This is a genomic window from Rhodococcus sp. WB1, assembly GCF_001700945.1.
Taxonomy (GTDB): domain Bacteria; phylum Actinomycetota; class Actinomycetes; order Mycobacteriales; family Mycobacteriaceae; genus Rhodococcus; species Rhodococcus aetherivorans.
Window position 1 is genome coordinate 3,217,197 of sequence record NZ_CP015529.1, and the last position, 15,334, is coordinate 3,232,530.

Annotated in this window: 21 protein-coding genes and 1 tRNA gene; 11 read left to right on the forward strand and 11 right to left on the reverse strand. The window is 71.2% G+C overall.

Features of this window, described 5'->3' with window-relative positions:
• Nucleotides 1–308 precede the first annotated feature (308 nt).
• From A4U64_RS28810 to A4U64_RS14225, 4 genes are all read left to right on the forward strand, one after another.
• Complete coding sequence (locus tag A4U64_RS28810) at nt 309–794, forward strand: HNH endonuclease (RefSeq protein WP_072635004.1); 486 nt, start codon at nt 309–311, stop codon at nt 792–794.
• A 34-nt stretch (nt 795–828) separates the two neighbouring features.
• Nucleotides 829–915 (forward strand) — tRNA-Leu (locus A4U64_RS14215).
• Between the two features lie 69 nt (nt 916–984).
• Nucleotides 985–1,404, forward strand: coding sequence for a hypothetical protein (locus tag A4U64_RS14220; RefSeq protein ID WP_006937553.1), 420 nt, complete (start codon nt 985–987; stop codon nt 1,402–1,404).
• The gene (locus tag A4U64_RS14225) at nt 1,401–1,787 is read left to right on the forward strand and encodes a DUF3817 domain-containing protein (protein WP_029542990.1); all 387 of its coding nucleotides are present in this window, start codon (nt 1,401–1,403) and stop codon (nt 1,785–1,787) included. Before A4U64_RS14220 ends, A4U64_RS14225 begins: the two co-directional genes overlap by 4 nt.
• A gap of 105 nt (nt 1,788–1,892) precedes the next feature.
• Here the strand turns inward: A4U64_RS14225 and rdgB are convergent, their stop codons facing one another.
• From rdgB to A4U64_RS14245, 4 genes are all read right to left on the reverse strand, one after another.
• On the reverse strand, nt 1,893–2,501 hold the full coding sequence (gene rdgB, locus A4U64_RS14230; protein WP_044476031.1) for an RdgB/HAM1 family non-canonical purine NTP pyrophosphatase: 609 nt from the start codon (nt 2,499–2,501) through the stop codon (nt 1,893–1,895).
• 10 nt (nt 2,502–2,511) lie between these two features.
• The gene (rph, locus tag A4U64_RS14235) at nt 2,512–3,300 is read right to left on the reverse strand and encodes a ribonuclease PH (protein WP_006937538.1); all 789 of its coding nucleotides are present in this window, start codon (nt 3,298–3,300) and stop codon (nt 2,512–2,514) included.
• A 13-nt stretch (nt 3,301–3,313) separates the two neighbouring features.
• Nucleotides 3,314–4,075 carry a cyclic nucleotide-degrading phosphodiesterase gene (locus A4U64_RS14240; protein WP_065923496.1) on the reverse strand — a complete coding sequence of 254 codons (762 nt, stop codon included), beginning with the start codon at nt 4,073–4,075 and terminating at the stop codon, nt 3,314–3,316.
• A gap of 124 nt (nt 4,076–4,199) precedes the next feature.
• Nucleotides 4,200–4,826 carry a rhomboid family intramembrane serine protease gene (locus A4U64_RS14245; protein ID WP_065922693.1) on the reverse strand — a complete coding sequence of 209 codons (627 nt, stop codon included), beginning with the start codon at nt 4,824–4,826 and terminating at the stop codon, nt 4,200–4,202.
• A gap of 168 nt (nt 4,827–4,994) precedes the next feature.
• Between A4U64_RS14245 and A4U64_RS28525 the strand changes: the two genes are divergently transcribed.
• Nucleotides 4,995–5,147, forward strand: a complete 153-nt coding sequence (locus tag A4U64_RS28525) for a hypothetical protein (RefSeq protein WP_168579503.1) — start codon at nt 4,995–4,997, stop codon at nt 5,145–5,147.
• 16 nt (nt 5,148–5,163) lie between these two features.
• Here the strand turns inward: A4U64_RS28525 and A4U64_RS14250 are convergent, their stop codons facing one another.
• From A4U64_RS14250 to clpS, 3 genes are read right to left on the reverse strand one after another with little or no spacing between them, the layout of a single operon-like run.
• Nucleotides 5,164–6,270, reverse strand: coding sequence for a P1 family peptidase (locus tag A4U64_RS14250; RefSeq protein ID WP_065922694.1), 1,107 nt, complete (start codon nt 6,268–6,270; stop codon nt 5,164–5,166).
• Nucleotides 6,267–6,845 (reverse strand): oxidative stress transcriptional regulator AosR, encoded by a 579-nt coding sequence (aosR, locus tag A4U64_RS14255; RefSeq protein ID WP_006937528.1) that lies wholly within the window; start codon nt 6,843–6,845, stop codon nt 6,267–6,269. Before aosR ends, A4U64_RS14250 begins: the two co-directional genes overlap by 4 nt.
• Before the next feature lie 55 nt (nt 6,846–6,900).
• Entirely contained in the window at nt 6,901–7,284 is a 384-nt protein-coding gene (clpS, locus tag A4U64_RS14260) for an ATP-dependent Clp protease adapter ClpS (RefSeq protein WP_065922695.1), read from the reverse strand.
• A 68-nt stretch (nt 7,285–7,352) separates the two neighbouring features.
• On the opposite strand from clpS, the gene A4U64_RS14265 reads away from it, so the two are divergent.
• The 4 genes from A4U64_RS14265 to A4U64_RS14280 all read left to right on the forward strand — a co-directional run bounded on the left by A4U64_RS14265 (nt 7,353) and on the right by A4U64_RS14280 (nt 11,650).
• A complete protein-coding gene (locus A4U64_RS14265; protein WP_065922696.1) occupies nt 7,353–8,678 on the forward strand; it encodes a nicotinate phosphoribosyltransferase in 1,326 nt (441 codons plus the stop codon).
• Nucleotides 8,679–8,683: 5 nt separating this feature from the next.
• Nucleotides 8,684–9,262 (forward strand): isochorismatase family protein, encoded by a 579-nt coding sequence (locus A4U64_RS14270; protein WP_065923497.1) that lies wholly within the window; start codon nt 8,684–8,686, stop codon nt 9,260–9,262.
• A gap of 25 nt (nt 9,263–9,287) precedes the next feature.
• Nucleotides 9,288–11,318: an ATP-dependent DNA helicase gene (locus A4U64_RS14275; RefSeq protein ID WP_065922697.1), complete on the forward strand. Its 2,031-nt coding sequence runs from the start codon at nt 9,288–9,290 to the stop codon at nt 11,316–11,318.
• A gap of 128 nt (nt 11,319–11,446) precedes the next feature.
• Nucleotides 11,447–11,650, forward strand: coding sequence for a cold-shock protein (locus tag A4U64_RS14280; protein WP_029542972.1), 204 nt, complete (start codon nt 11,447–11,449; stop codon nt 11,648–11,650).
• 28 nt (nt 11,651–11,678) lie between these two features.
• Here A4U64_RS14280 and A4U64_RS14285 read toward each other — a convergent pair whose 3' ends face one another.
• Nucleotides 11,679–12,380, reverse strand: a complete 702-nt coding sequence (locus A4U64_RS14285) for a GAF and ANTAR domain-containing protein (RefSeq protein ID WP_029542970.1) — start codon at nt 12,378–12,380, stop codon at nt 11,679–11,681.
• A 277-nt stretch (nt 12,381–12,657) separates the two neighbouring features.
• Between A4U64_RS14285 and A4U64_RS14290 the strand changes: the two genes are divergently transcribed.
• Together A4U64_RS14290 and A4U64_RS14295 are read left to right on the forward strand one after the other, a co-directional pair.
• Nucleotides 12,658–12,852, forward strand: coding sequence for a hypothetical protein (locus A4U64_RS14290; RefSeq protein ID WP_206530813.1), 195 nt, complete (start codon nt 12,658–12,660; stop codon nt 12,850–12,852).
• A 45-nt stretch (nt 12,853–12,897) separates the two neighbouring features.
• Complete coding sequence (locus A4U64_RS14295) at nt 12,898–13,095, forward strand: hypothetical protein (RefSeq protein ID WP_050035020.1); 198 nt, start codon at nt 12,898–12,900, stop codon at nt 13,093–13,095.
• 154 nt (nt 13,096–13,249) lie between these two features.
• Here A4U64_RS14295 and A4U64_RS14300 read toward each other — a convergent pair whose 3' ends face one another.
• The 3 genes from A4U64_RS14300 to A4U64_RS14310 all read right to left on the reverse strand — a co-directional run bounded on the left by A4U64_RS14300 (nt 13,250) and on the right by A4U64_RS14310 (nt 15,261).
• A complete protein-coding gene (locus tag A4U64_RS14300) occupies nt 13,250–13,714 on the reverse strand; it encodes an ATP-binding protein (protein ID WP_029542966.1) in 465 nt (154 codons plus the stop codon).
• 116 nt (nt 13,715–13,830) lie between these two features.
• The gene (locus A4U64_RS14305) at nt 13,831–14,337 is read right to left on the reverse strand and encodes an HPP family protein (RefSeq protein WP_006938378.1); all 507 of its coding nucleotides are present in this window, start codon (nt 14,335–14,337) and stop codon (nt 13,831–13,833) included.
• A 39-nt stretch (nt 14,338–14,376) separates the two neighbouring features.
• Complete coding sequence (locus tag A4U64_RS14310) at nt 14,377–15,261, reverse strand: alpha/beta fold hydrolase (RefSeq protein ID WP_065922698.1); 885 nt, start codon at nt 15,259–15,261, stop codon at nt 14,377–14,379.
• Between the last annotated feature and the right edge of the window lie 73 nt (nt 15,262–15,334).

Below are 15,334 nucleotides of genomic sequence, written 5' to 3' on the forward strand. Positions count from 1 at the left end.
ACCCAAGAGTGACACAAAATCATGAGGGGTTCCTCATGTTTTGTTCCGCGCGGGTTACCTCCCCCGAGGGGGCACGTGAGATCACTCACAGCAGGTCGGAGAAGTGACCGGTTGGTAGGGAGAGTCCGCGCAGGCTGCGCGGCTACATGGACGTCCATCAACCTGAGGAATCCCTCAGGTTTATCGTTACACAATCGTTACCATCTTGACTGACCGCGAAACGCGTGCATGAGGGCACTTTCGGCAATTTGTCGGCGCCGTCCGATACAGTCCCGCGCATCGAACATACATTCGATCCAGGGGGGATGATGGGACGGTCGACGAAGTACACACGGGAAGTCCTCGAGGATGCGGTCCGAAACTCGACGAGCGTTGCGGGGGTCATGCGCTACCTGGGCCTGGTGCCGAGCGGGGGTTCGCACCATCACCTCAGTCGCCGGATCAAACGGCTGGGGCTCGACACATCTCACTTCACTGGTCAAGCGCACATGGGTGGGGCACCGGCACGAAATCGCCTCCCGTGGCGGGAGGTACTTGTAGTGCAGCCCACGGGCACGCCGCGACGAATGGCGAAGCTACTCCGCCGCGCCCTCCTCGAGTCCGGCCGCCCCCACAAGTGCGAAAGCTGCGGTATCGGACCGGAATGGTGTGATCTCCCACTGACACTGCATGTGGACCACATCGACGGGAATCCGAACGACTCCCGACCGGAAAACGTCCGCTTCCTCTGCCCCAACTGCCACAGCCAGACAGCGACGTGGGCGGCACGAAACCATCGACTACGGACGAGGTAATTCTCGGTCGGATGTCGTATGGTTCATGGGTCCAGCGCGAGTGGCGGAACAGGCAGACGCCCAGGTTTTAGGTACCTGTGTCCGAAAGGACGTGGGGGTTCGAGTCCCCCCTCGCGCACCACGTGACCTCGCCCACGGCCCCCCGACCGCTCTTGGCAGGTCGAGGGGCCGCTCGGGTACTTTTGATGACGTGTCCGAGAACCGTCCGCCGCGTCGCCTTGCCCTCGTCGTACTGGTGGCGGTCGCCGCGGCCGGCTGTCTCGGTCTGGGTTTCTGGCAATGGACGCGGTTCGAGGCCGTGGGCGGCACGTTCCAGAACCTCGGCTACGCCCTGCAGTGGCCCGCCTTCGCCTTCTTCTGCGTCTACGCCTACCGCCGGTTCGTGAAACTCGAGACCGAGGACGCCGAGAGCCAGGCCACGGGTGCGCCGCGCGCGTCGGAACCGAAGGAACCCACCGAGATCCCCGAGGATCTCCTCCCCCAGCGGCCCCGCACTGGGCTCGATCCGAACGCGGCCGTCGATCCGGACGACCCGGAGGCTCGGCAGATGCTGGAGTACAACGATTACCTCGCGCAGCTTGCGCGCAGGTCCGATAGGAGCGCTCAGTGAGCACGACCCCCGAGCAGGCACCCGACCAGACGAGCGGTTCGACCGCGCCGCAGTCCCGTCCGGAGGCCGACCGGAAGAAGATTGCCTCGGCCCTGACGCGGTACCGCGCGCTCGCCTGGATCACCGGCGTGTGGCTGCTTGTGCTCACCGGCGAGATGGTCGCGAAGTACATCCTGAAGGTCGAGAACGTCCCCGGCTGGATCGCCGTGGTCCACGGCTGGGTCTACGCGGTGTATCTGGTGCTCACGCTCGACCTGGCGATCAAGGTGCGCTGGCCCGCGGGCCGCACGATCGGCACCCTCCTCGCCGGCACGATCCCGTTCCTGTCGTTCTTCGTCGAGCACCAGCGCACGAAGCAGGTCAAGGCCGACTTCGGCGTCTGATCCGGCCGGCCGATCGGCGCGCGAAACAGCAAGCCGCCCACGCGATTGCGTGGGCGGCTTCTTGTTTCGCGTGGGAGCGCAGGCTTCGCGCCGCGGCGGCGGGCGTCAGCGGGCGAGCGCTGCGAGATCGGGCACCAATCGTGCCAGTGCGCGCCCGCGGTGCGACGAGGCGTCCTTCTCCTCGGCGCTGAGCTCGGCGGCGGTGCGCTCCTCCCCCTCGGGCCGGAACACCGGGTCGTAGCCGAAACCGTTGGCGCCGCGCGGGCTGTGGACGATGGAGCCGCGCCACTCACCGCGCACGACGTGCACCGCGATCTCGCCGTCGTCACCGGGGACGGCGAGGGCACAGGCGGAGACGAATGCCGCGCCGCGGCGCTCGTCGGGAACGTCCTGCAGCTGCCCGAGCAGCAGTTCGGTGTTGGCGTGGTCGTTGCCGTGCCGCCCCGACCACCGGGCGGAGAGCACCCCGGGCATCGCATTGAGGGCATCGACCTCGAGTCCGGAATCATCTGCGACGCACGGCATTCCGGTCGCCGCCGCGCCGTCGCGCGCCTTGGCGGCCGCGTTCTCCTCGAACGTCGCGCCGGTCTCGGGCGCCTCGTCGTAGGGCGGCACGGCGTCGAGTCCGACGAGGTCGATCCCCTCGATCCCGGCGGCGTCGAGGACGCGCCGCAGTTCGCGCAACTTCTTCGCGTTCCGGCTCGCCACGAGCACCTGCACCCTGTCAGACACCGAACTTCTTCCTGGTCCGCTCCGGGGTCACGGGCTGCGGCAGCGTGCCCGGGTAGGGGGCGTCGAGCGCCTGCTTCTGGATCTCGCACAGTTCGGCGATGCCGGCGAGCGCGGAGTCGAGCATCTTGTCGAGGGTGGACCGGGCGAAGGTCGCACCTTCGCCGGTCCCCTGGACCTCGACGAGGGTGCCGGTGTCGGTGGCGATGACGTTCATGTCGACCTCGGCGCGCACGTCCTCCTCGTAGGGCAGGTCGAGGCGGACGCGGCCGTCGACGACACCGACGCTCACGGCCGCGATGGCGCACGAGATCGGCTGCGGGTCGGTGAGGCGGCCCGCCGCGCTCAGCCACGCGACGGCGTCGACGAGGGCCACGTAGGCGCCGGTGATGGCGGCGGTACGGGTGCCGCCGTCGGCCTGCAGGACGTCGCAGTCGATGGCGATGGTGTTCTCGCCGATGGCGGCGAGGTCGATGCAGGCGCGCAGGGCGCGGCCGACGAGGCGGCTGATCTCCTGGGTGCGGCCGCCGAGCTTGCCCTTGACGGATTCGCGTCCGCTGCGGGTGTGGGTGGCGGCGGGGAGCATCGCGTATTCGGCGGTGAGCCAGCCGAGACCGGAGCCCTTGCGCCAGCGCGGCACGCCCTCTTCGACGCTGGCGGTGCACATGACGCGGGTCTGGCCGAATTCCACGAGCACCGAGCCCGCGGGGTGGTTGGTGAATCCTCGGGTGATCCGGATGGGGCGGAGTTCGTCGTCCGCTCTGCCGTCTTCTCGTGTGGTCACCCGGACGAGCCTATTAGATGGGGTAGACGTCCCCGGCGGACACCGCGTGGACGGGCCCGGAGTACTGCTCCTTGGCTTCGGCGATGACGTCCTCGCGCGAGGTCCACGGCGGGATGTGGGTGAGCAGCAACTCGCCCACCTCGGCGCGAGCGGCGAGCATGCCGGCCTCGGCGCCGGAGAGGTGGATACCGTCGGGGCGGTCGTCGGGTGCGTGGGTCCACGAGGCCTCGGACAGCAGGACGTCGGCGCCGCGCGCGAGCTCGACGACCTCGTCGCACATGCCGGTGTCGCCGGTGTAGACGACGGTGCGCCCGGAGTCGCTGGTGATGCGGAATCCGTAGGCCTCGGGCGGGTGGTTGACCCGGCCGGGCTGGATGGTGAGCGCGCCGAAGCGGAAGGCTTCGCCGTCGGCGAGGGGGCGCACGTCGAGGGTGTCGCTGACGTCGTCCATCTCGCCGGCGATCTCGGCGGAGGCGGCGCCGATGCGGACGCTGGTGTCCGAGGGGCCGTAGACGAGGGTCCGCCCGGTGGGGCGGTTCGGGGAATAGCGCCGCCAGACGAGCAGGCCGGGGATGTCGAGGCAGTGGTCGGCGTGCAGGTGCGAGAGCAACAGGGAGACCTCGCCGGGGTCGGCGTAGCGCTGGAGGGCCCCGAGGACGCCGGGACCGAAGTCGATCACCAGGGGCGGGGTGCCCGGGGCGGTGATCAGGTAGCCCGACGCGGCGGAATCCGGCCCGGCCACGCTGCCGGAACACCCCAGGACGGTCATGCGCATGGGGGTCATGCTGCCACGTCCCTGTGGCTGCGACGAAGCCAACGCAGGTTTTGATCGAGAGATGTCACAGTTGCGGCGACGCTGTGAGCCTACCGATCGGTCAGTTGTTGCGCGGGGGTGCGTCTCACCCGAACGAGGAGGTGGGCACGGCCGGCGGGCGGCGGCGGCGACGCTCGTCGGCGGAGAGCAGCCAGGCGGCCAGGACGCCGCCCACGGCGCCGAAGAGGTGCCCCTGCCAGGAGACGCGCGGATCGCTGGGCAGCACGCCCCACAGGATGCTGCCGTAGACGAACAGCACGATCACCCCGATGACGATCTGGCTCGACTGCCGGGTGAAGATGCCGCGTGTGATCAGGTAGGTGAGCCAGCCGAAGACGAGGATCGACGCGCCGATGTGCACGAAGCCGGACCCGGCGGTGAGCCAGGTGCCGAGCCCGCCGACCACCCAGATGATCGCGGTGGCGGCCAGACCGCGGCCGATGCCGGAGACGAGCACGAGGAAGCCGAGCACGAGCAGCGGAATGGTGTTGGCGCTCAGGTGCGCCCAGTCGGCGTGGAGCACGGGTGCGAACGCCACGCCCCACAGCCCGTCGGCGGTTCTCGGTTCGATACCGGCGGAGTCGAGGTCGGCGGGCGCGGCGGCGTCGACGGCTTCGATGCCGTATAGCAGGGCGACGAATCCGGCGATCAGGAGCGCCGCGCGCTGCCAGACGGGCCGGGGCCCGGGACGGGAACCGTCGGGTACGGTCATGCGCTCGCCCTTCGCGTGTGTCCTGTGCTGTGTTCCTGGCTTTCGAGCCTACCGACGTGCGCACCGCTCGACACGTGCGCGGCGACGGTCGGGCTTCGCCGTGAAAGCCCTGTCGACCGGCGGCCCGGTGGCTACTGTGGGAGGCACCGTCGGACCCGGGAGGCAGTCGTGCCGAGAAACGTCGGAGATCGCTACGCCTGCGAGAAGTGCGGCGCGCAGATCGTCTACGAGAAGCCGTGTCCCTGCACCGAGGGGATGCCGCATTCGGAGATCTGCTGCGGCGACCAGATGAAGCGCGTGTCGGAGGGCACGCCGGGCTGAGCCCTCAGCGCGGTCCTCAGCGCGACGTGGGAATCCCGGCCGTGAAGGCGGAGGGGAACACGTCACGATAGGCGGGGATACCCGCGACCGCGGTGGCCTGCAGCACCGCGTCGACGACGGCGCGCTGGACGACCTCGGCGGCCGCCTCGCACACGGCGGCCAGCACGGGCAGTTCGGGCGCGAAGGCCTCCGGGATCGGTCGGCTCGCGCCGGGGGGCGTCGCGGTGCCGGTGGCCAGGGCGAAGAGGGTGTCGCCGTCGAGGGGCGAGTGGGCGGGGCGGACGGCCCGGGCGAGGCCGTCGTGCCCGGCGACGGCGACACGGCGGCAGGCCGCGGCGGTCAGGTCGGCGTCGGTGGCGACGACGCCGATGGTGGTGTTGAGGGCGGTGCCCTTGGATGCGAGGGCGTTGGCGGCGGCGAGGTCGGTTGCGGTGGGCGCGACGAGCCCGAGCCGGGCGGCCCGGGCGGGGCCGAGGCCCCAGGGCAGGCCGGTCTCGGGGTCGAACACCGCTCCGACGGGGTTGGCGACGACGAGGGCTGCGACGGTGACGCCGGCGGCGGGGCCCTCGGTCAGGAACAGGCTCGCGGTGCCGATGCCGCCCTTGAGGGTGCCGGCGCGTGCGCCGACTCCGGCGCCGACGGTGCCGCGGGCGACGGTCGTGCCGGCGGCCGCGGCGGCCCGGTATCCGCTGTCGGCGGTGGGCCGGGCGGACCACTCCCCCACGGGCAGGTCGAAGACGACCGCGCCCGGCACGATGGGCACCACGGCCCCCGGCGGCCCCATCGGAATGCCGCGGCCCTGTTCCTCGAGCCACCGCATCACGCCGTCGGCGGCGGCGAGCCCGTAGGCGCTGCCTCCGGTGAGGAGCACCGCGTCGACGCGCTGGACGGAGTGGCTGGGGTCGAGCAGGTCGGTTTCGCGGGTGCCGGGCCCGCCGCCGCGGACGTCGACGGCGGCGGTGACGGCACGGTCGGGAACGACGACGGTGCATCCGGTGGCCCGCCCGGTGCCGAAGGCGTGGTCGGAGCCGAGGGTGACGTCGGCGTCGAGGGCCTGCCAGTGCCCCACGCGCAGGCCGGCGACGTCGGTGAGCGAGTCGGTGGGTCCGGGCGTGGCCGTCACGGCAGCAGCGCCTGGACGAGGGAGTCCTGCATCCAGGTCAGCCAGTGGTAGACGTCGAGGTGCGGGGCCCGCGGGTCGTCTTCGTCGAGCGTCTCGGGGGTGTCGTCGTCGATGCCGAGGGTGGTGCCGAGGGCCAGCCGGAGGTCGTTGAGCCCGTACAGCCAGGCATCGGCCTGTTCCGGGCTGAGCACCACCTTGCCGCCGGATTCGGGGACGGTGCGCAGGATGACGGCTCCGGCGGCGAGCTTGGCGTCGATGATGTCGGGTTCGTGCAGGCTGCGCAGGGCACCGTTGAGGTCGGCGGATTCGTCGTCGGGATGGACGGTGGCGTCGGCGTCGGGCCGGTGGAAGTCGGGCAGCAGCCGTTGCAGGGCGGGGACGTCCGGCGGGGTGCAGTTGCCGGTGCGCAGGCCGGTGAGGGCGGCGAGGTCGTCCTGCGGGGCGCCGGCGGCGCGTTCTTCGAGCATGCCGAGTACGGATGCGACGAGCGAGCGCAGCACCGACGCCTCGTGTGCGTCCATCTCGGATCGCAGCTTCACGCCTCCGAGCGAGTTCTTCCTGCTCCACTGCCGCACGTCGGTCGGCTCCTCCTGGCTTCGCGGTCGGGATGGTCGGCGAGCGGGCGGCCGGTCACTCGGCCCGCTGCATCGTCGCCCACAGCCCGGCGGCGTGCAGGCGTTGCACGTCGTGTTCCATCTTGTCACGCGAGCCGCTCGAGACGACCGCCTTGCCTTCGTTGTGCACCTTGAGCATCAGCTCGGTGGCCTTGGCCTTGCTGTACCCGAACAGCTTCTGGAAGATGTACGCGACGTAGTGCATGAGGTTGACCGGGTCGTCCCACACGACGGTGACCCAGGGCCGGTCGACTGCTTCGATCTCCTCGACGGTTTCGGCTTCCGCCGGCATTGCCTGCCCTGCCGCCATGGTGAGGGCGGGAAACGAGGCCACGGTGACTGCGTCGGACGGCTCCGGGGGGGCGGTGCCGAACGGGCTTGTCGGGGAACACGTCGCCATGTCTCCAGGGTACGGCGTCGGCGCCCGGCAATACAGCCGCATCCCGGCCCGCGCTCTACAGTGATCGGGTGCCCGATTCCCTTCTGCCGCGCACCGCGACGGCGAGCACCGCCCTGTTCACGGACGTCTACGAGCTGACGATGCTCGAGGCCGCGCTCGCGGACGGCACCGGTTCCCGCCCTTGCACGTTCGAGGTGTTCGCGAGGCGTCTGCCGCCCGGGCGCCGGTACGGCGTGGTCGGTGGGACCGGCCGGCTGATCGATGCGCTGGAGACGTTCCACTTCGGCGAGGAGGAACTGGCCGTAGCGGCACGGTTCCTCGACGCCTCGACCGTGGAGTGGCTGCGCGGTTACCGGTTCTCCGGCGACATCGAGGGCTACCGGGAGGGCGATTTCTACTTCCCCGGTTCGCCGGTGCTGGCGGTGCGCGGCACGTTCGCCGAGTGCGTCCTGCTCGAGACCCTGATCCTGTCGATCCTCAACCACGACAGCGCGGTGGCGTCGGCGGCGGCGCGGATGGTCAGCGCCGCGGACGGCCGCACGCTGATCGAGATGGGGTCGCGCCGCACCCACGAGGAGGCGGCGGTCGCGTGTGCGCGGGCGGCATACCTCTCGGGCTTCGACGCGACGTCGAACCTCGAGGCGGTGCGCCGGTACGGGGTGCCGGGCACGGGTACCGCGGCGCACGCGTTCACGCTCGTGCACACCACCGGGGCGGGCCGCGACGAGGCGGCGGCGTTCCGGAGCCAGGTCGAGACGCTCGGGGTGGGGACCACGCTGCTGGTGGACACGTACGACATCACCAACGGGGTGCGCACGGCCGTCGAGGTGGCCGGCACCGGACTCGGGGCCGTGCGGATCGACTCGGGCGATCTCGGCGTGCTGGCCCGGCAGGTGCGGGAGCAGCTCGACGGCCTGGGCGCGACGAACACGAAGATCGTGTTGTCGGGTGACCTGGACGAGTACTCGATCGCAGGTCTGCGCGCCGAGCCGGTCGACGTGTACGGCGTCGGGACGTCGCTGGTCACCGGCTCGGGCGCGCCCACGGCCGGGATGGTCTACAAGCTGGTCGAGGTCGACGGCATCCCGGTGGAGAAGCGCAGCGCGCACAAGGAGTCCCGGGGCGGCGCCAAGCGCGCGGTGCGGTTCGCCCGCCCGACCGGCACGCTGGTGGAAGAGGTGATCTACCCGGCGGACGCGCCCGCACCGGGGGGCGACGGCGAGGTGGTGCACGAGCTGATGGTTCCGCTGGTCTGCAACGGCGAGCGGGTCGGCGACGGGCCTACGCTGGAGGAGAGCCGGGCATTGCTCGCGCACGGGCTGATCAGTCTCCCGTGGGAGGCCCTGACCCTGTCGGCGGGCGAGGCCGCGGTGCCGACCCGATTCGTGAGGTGAGGACGTTGTCGCGGGCGCTGATCATCGTCGACGTGCAGAACGACTTCTGTGAGGGCGGGTCGCTGGCCGTGGCCGGCGGCGCCGCGGTCGCCGCGGACATCAGCCGGTATCTGGCCGCACACGCGCAGGACTACGCGCACGTGGTCGCCACCCGGGATCACCACGTCGATCCGGGTGCGCACTTCGCCGAGGAGCCGGACTTCGTGGACTCGTGGCCGCCGCACTGCCGGGCGGGAACCGAGGGTGCCGAGTTCCATCCGGCCCTCGACACCACCCGCGTGGAGGCGGTCTTCTCCAAGGGGGCGTTCGAGGCCGCGTACTCGGGCTTCGAGGGCAGCCACGACACGGGCGAGTCCCTCGACGGGTGGCTGCGCGGGCACGGGGTCACCGCGGTCGACATCGTGGGTATCGCCACCGATCACTGCGTGCGGGCGACCGCGCTCGATGCCACCGCCGCCGGGTTCGACACGCGGGTGCTGCTGCCGTACACGGCCGGGGTGAGCGAGGCGACCGTCGAGTCGGCGCTCTCGGCGCTCCGGGGGGCGGGTGTGGACCTGGTCGGACAGGTCGGGCCGCGAACCTGACGGTGGTGCCCAGTACCCTGACGCGGTGCCCGAACTCCCGAATGTGCCGGAACTGCTGCGCACCGCGGTGCACGCGCTGGGCGGCAAGGAACGGCGCAACCAGCTGACCATGGCCTCGGCGGTGGCGCATTCGCTGGACACCGGCGAGCACCTCGCGGTCCAGGCCGGCACCGGCACCGGCAAGTCGCTGGCCTACCTCGTGCCGGCCGTGCGGTATGCGGTGCAGACGGGCCGGACGGTGGTGGTCTCCACCGCGACGATCGCACTGCAGCGTCAGCTGGTGGACCGGGACCTGCCGCGGCTGGCCGGCGCGCTGGAGTCGGCGCTGGGCCGGCGCCCCCGCTTCGCGATCCTCAAGGGCCGCGGGAACTATCTGTGCCTGAACAAGATCCACACCGGTCTGGCCGAGGAGCCGCCTGCGGACGACCAGTTGTTCGACGCGTTCGCCCTGTCGCGGATCGGCCGGGAGGTGCGTCGGATCACGGAGTGGTCGTCGACCACCGGCACCGGCGACCGCGACGACCTCGTCCCCGGCGTGTCGGATGAGGCGTGGCGTCAGGTGAGTGTCACCGCCCGCGAATGCCTGGGCAAGTCGCGGTGCCCGGTCGGCGACGACTGTTTCGCGGAGATCGCCCGCGCCGAGGCCGGGCAGGTCGACGTGGTCGTCACCAACCACGCGCTGCTGGCGATCGACGCGATCAGCGGCATCTCGATCCTGCCCGAGCACGACGTGGTGGTGGTCGACGAGGCGCACGAACTCGTGGACCGCGTCACCGGGGTGGCGACGGCGGAGCTGTCCGGCGGCACCGTCTCGGCCGCGGCGCGGCGCTGCGTGAAGCTGATCGAGGACGAGGACGTCGACCGACTCGAGGGGGCCGCCGAGAACTGGGAGGCGCTGCTCGAGGAGCTGCCGCCGGGGCGGTGGGACGAGTTGCCCGAGGGCGCGGGCGCGGCGCTGGCCGCGATCCGCGACGCGGCGTGGGCCGTGTGCACGGCGATCGGACCACCCAAGGCGGGGCTCGACGCCGAGGCCGCCGCGGCCCGCAACCAGGCGCTGGCGGACGTCGACGAGGTGCACGACTGCGCGGTTCGCGTGCTGACCGCCTTCGAGGAGACGGATCCCGCTGCCCGCCGGGACGTCGTCTGGCACGCCGCCGACGAGTTCCGCGGCAACACCCGCCACACGGTGCGGATGGCGCCGCTGTCCGTCGGCGGACTGCTGCGGTCCCGGCTGTTCGCCGCGTCGACGGTCGTCCTGACCTCGGCGACGTTGACGGTGGGTGGCTCGTTCGACGCGCTCGCCGTCAACTGGGGGCTGCCGCCGCAGTCGCCGGCCCGCAGCGACACCGGCGCGGCGTCGGGGACGGAACCACCGTCGGACGACGGGGACCTGCGGTGGAATTCCCTGGACGTGGGATCGCCGTTCGATCACGCCCGCTCCGGCATCCTGTACGTCGCCAAGCACCTGCCGGCCCCCGGCCGCGACGGGCTCTCCCCCGCGTACCTGGACGAGATCGCGGAGCTGGTCGAGGCCGCCGGCGGCCGCACGCTCGGGCTCTTCTCGTCGATGCGCGCCGCGAAGGCGGCGGCGGAGGCGATGCGGGAGCGCCTGGACACGCCGGTCCTGTGCCAGGGCGAGGACGCGACCGGCGCCCTGGTGGAGAAGTTCGCGGCCGACGAACCGACGTCGTTGTTCGGGACCCTGTCGCTGTGGCAGGGCGTGGACGTGCCGGGACCGTCGCTGTCGCTGGTGATCCTGGACCGGATCCCGTTCCCGCGACCGGACGACCCGCTGCTGGTGGCGCGGCAGCGGGCGGTGGAGGCGCGCGGGGGCAACGGCTTCCTGTCGGTGGCGGCCACCCACGCCGCGCTGCTGCTCGCGCAGGGCGTGGGCCGGTTGTTGCGCAGCACGGACGATCGGGGTGTCGTGGCGGTGCTCGATCCCCGCCTGGCGACCGCACGGTACGGCGGGTATCTGCGCGCGTCGCTGCCCCCGTTCTGGGAGACAGCCGATCCGCGGGTGGTGCGCAAGGCGCTCGTCCGTCTGCGGGGCTGACCGGGCCGCGACGCGTCCGATCCCGAAACGTTCACGACTTTCCCGGAATTTCCGGCCGTTTCGCGGCAGCATCGAAGGCGGCGCAGGCGCCGGAGTCGAGGGTCGCAGGGACAGGGGGCTTTTCGGATATGCCACAGGGCGTTGTGAAGTGGTTCGACGAGGAGAAGGGGTTCGGCTTCATCGCGGAGGAGGGCGGCGGGCCCGACATCTTCGTCCACTACTCGGAGATCGCGGGGACGGGCTTCCGCTCGCTGACAGAGGGTCAGCGCGTCGAGTTCGAGATCGGACTGGGTGTGAAGGGACCTCAGGCGGAGAACGTCCGACCGGTGTGAGAACCGCGGCCGCCGCGGCACCCGGTGATCAGACCCGCAGGCCCACCTCGACGATCGCCTTGGCAACCGACCGCACGGGTGCCTGGTTGCTGCGGGCGTGGCCGCGGATGAGCCGGAACGCCTCGTCGGGGGTGGTGCTCCGGGCGTGGGCGATGATGCCCTTCGCCTGTTCGATGACGATGCGCGAATCGAGCGCCGCCTGCAGTTGCGCGTTCAGCTGCTCGTGCTGCCGCAGCTTGTTGGAGTTGACGATGTAGCCGGTGGCCATGTCTGCGAAGATCTGCGCCGCCGCGATCTCACGATCCGCCCATTCGCGCGGTTCGCACGCGTACAGGTCGAGAGCGCCGATCTTCTCGTCCGCGAGCTGCATCGGTATGCCGGCCACCGCCGCGATCCCGTGCTCGCGGGCCTTCTCGGCGTAGTCCGGCCACAGGTCTGATCGTGTCCGCACGTCGGCGACCGCGATGGGCTCGCCACGATCGAACGCGTACTGGCACGGCCCCACCCCGGCCTCCTCCTGGCAGCGTTCCATCTCCCCCACCACCTCGGCGGCCGCGGTGACGAACTGCAGCCGGCCCTCGCACTGCAGGCTCACGCCGCACCCGAGGAGACCCAGAACGGCGGTCACGCCGTCGACGAGCTCGTCGAGCGCTGCGCCGACGTCGTAGGGGGTGGGCAGCAGGCGCGCGAACCGCGACAGCACCGCCATGAACTCGTCCTGGTCGAACACCGGCGCGCCCCCTCCGGTCGGCAACACCCTCGATAGTGACACACATCACAGTTCTTGGGTGGCGTCGCACGCGTCACATCACATATCCTGGTACACAGAGCGTCCGCCCCAGATCCCGGCGACGCCCGAATCGGAGCCGCCCCGACCCCCGGTGCTCCTCTCTCACTCTCCACGAATCGTGTGGACAGGTTTTCGGGAGAACACCGCTCGAGGCCCGGTTGCCCGTCGCTCCGAGCAGGTGTACCTCCCGGACACGATCCGCGAAGAAGGAACACCCATGGCTCACCTCGCCCATCCGGCTCCCCACAGCGACAACTCGCCGCTGCTCTCGGTACCGTCCATCATCGTCGGTGCCGGCACCCTCTCGTGCGGGCTGGCCGTCGCGATCAGCCGATCCCTCACCCTCGGCGTGCTGGCCGCCCTTCTCACGGTGGCGACGGTCGCGGTCGCAGCGGTGATGATCCGCTCCTGACCTCGCCCACTCCCGACTCCGACGGCCCGCCCGAGCAAGGAACCGATGAACCACCTCAATCACGTCGCCGACCCGAGCACCGTCCCGGGTTCGGCGATGAGCACGGCCGAGATCAAGGCTCGTATCGACGCGATGTTCGCGGACGACCACGGGAACACTGTGACCGGCGACGATCGCAGGGCCACCGCGGCCTCGCCCCGGCGCCCCGGATGGGCGTCGAGCCGGCGCGGCCGCAGGAGCTGACCACCGACGTTCTCCCGGCGTCGGTGGTCTCCGACCGGACCACCGGCTTCCGGACAGCGCCGCAGGGGGGCGCTTCCGGAAGCCGGTGGTCCGTCACTGCCGGGTCACGGCCGATGTGTCACTGCCGGGTCACCGCTGATGCGTCACTACGGGGTCACGGCGCCGCGACGAGCGCGGGCGAGGTCGAGACGTCCCACTTCATCGAGACCGAGGTGCCGTCGGGGACGGTGACGACATCCGTGTGGGACGTCAGGGTCCGGATCAGCGCGAGCCCGTGGCCACGGCAGCTGTCGCCGGACGGATCCTCCGGGGTGCGCCAGCGGCCGTGATCGGTGACGATCACTTCGACGGAACGTTCCCCCGGTCGATAGACGGCCTCCAGGTCGACCGCACCGACACGATCCCCGTACCCGTCGGGATACGCGTGCTCGACGGCATTGGCCAGCGCTTCGTAGCTGGCCAGCAGCACATCCTGCCCGAGTTCGACCTCGAGGTGGAGGCGGTCCAGCCACCGGTCCAGGGCCTGCCGGAGCATCGTCACCTGGCTCGGCTCGGCGCGGACCCCGCGGTAGAACAACCCGGTCGATGTGAACGCCTGAGAGGCGTGTCGCGAGTGCATCCTCCTCCTCGATTTCCGATGCGTCCTCGGTCGGACGCATCGGGTGTATACCCACCGCCCCGCGGTCCTATACCTCGAAGCGAGGGCGTGCGCACAGCGACGGGCGACCGTCCCGGTCAGCCGGCACGGGCGACCCGCGCCGGATAGACGAATCCGGGCAGCACCCGCCCGGCGACGGTCGCGACGCCGAGGACGACGAGGAGCGCCGGCACCAGCGTGGTTCCCACGTAGCCGATCCCCGGGTCCGTGAGCCCGATCGCCCCGGCACACACCGCGGCGGGCACATGCGGCGCCCGCAGCAGCGCCATGGCGACGACCGCAAGTCCCGCTGCGACGGCGGCGCCGGCCTGCGACGGACCGGCGACGGCCGCGACGACGAGCGCCGCGGCCGCGGCCGCAGGGTAGGCCCGCACGATCGCTCCGGGCCGGGCGGCCGGGGTGCCGGGTGCGAGGGCGATGAGGGCTGCGGACGCGACGTACGGCAACCCGAACACCGCCCAGTGGGCGAGGTTCTCGAGGGCGGCGAGCGCGCCGGCCGCGCCGAGCGCGACGGCCCCCGGGGCGAGGGCGGCGGCCAGGGCACGGCGGGACCCGTCCGGTGCATCACCGAGAAGCGGTGGCATCCGATTACTCTCCTTCGGTCTCGGAGTGTGCGGCCGGGCTCAGAGTGCGGCCGGGTTCAGAGTGCGGCCCAGGAATCCACGGACGAGGTCCGCGATCTCCGGCCCGTGGGTCTCGAGGGCGAAGTGGCCTGCGTCGAGCAGGTGAATCTCCGCGTCGGGGAGGTCGCGGGCGAATGCTTCCGCACCGGCGGGACCGAAGATCTCGTCGCCGCGGCCCCACGCCACCAGGGTCGGCGGCCGCCAGGCGCGGAAGTACTCCTGGAATGCCGGGTACGCGTCGAGGTTGAACTGGTAGTCCCAGAACAACTGGAGCTGGATCTCCTTGTTGCCGGGCCGATCGAGGCCCAGTTGGTCGAGCAGCCAGGCTTCCGGGGCGATCCGGTCGAGCCGGTCCTCGGGGACACCGTGGACGTACTGCCACCGGGTCGCCTCGGGCTCGAGGAGGGCACGGACGGTGGATTCGTGGGCGGCGCGGTCCTGTGCGTGGGCGAAGAGGATCTCCCAGAACGGGGTGAACCCTTCGCGGTAGGCGTTGCCGCTCTGGGTGATCAGCGCGGTGACGCGCTCGGGGTTCCCGGCCGCGATCCGCAGGCCGATCGGGGCGCCGTAGTCGTGGAGGTAGAGGGCGAAGCGCGTCAGCCCGATCCGGTCGAGCAGCGCATCGGTGATCTGCGCGAGACGGTCGAAGCTGTAGTCGAACTCGTCGACGGCGGGCATCGCCGATCGCCCGAAGCCGATGTGGTCGGGGGCGACGAGGTGGTACTGGTCGGCGAGCTCGCCGAGCAGGTGGCGGAACATGTGCGAGCTGGACGGGAAGCCGTGCAGCAGAACGAGAGCCGGCGCACCCGGGTCCCCGGCCTCGCGGTAGGAAACGTCGAGCCCGTCGATGGTCTCGGTGCGGTGGCGGACAACGGAAGCGGACATGAGTCCTCCTCGGATCGGTCGGAGAACGAGCGTTCTCCGGTACGTGGTGTAGCGTAGAGAACGATGGTTCTCG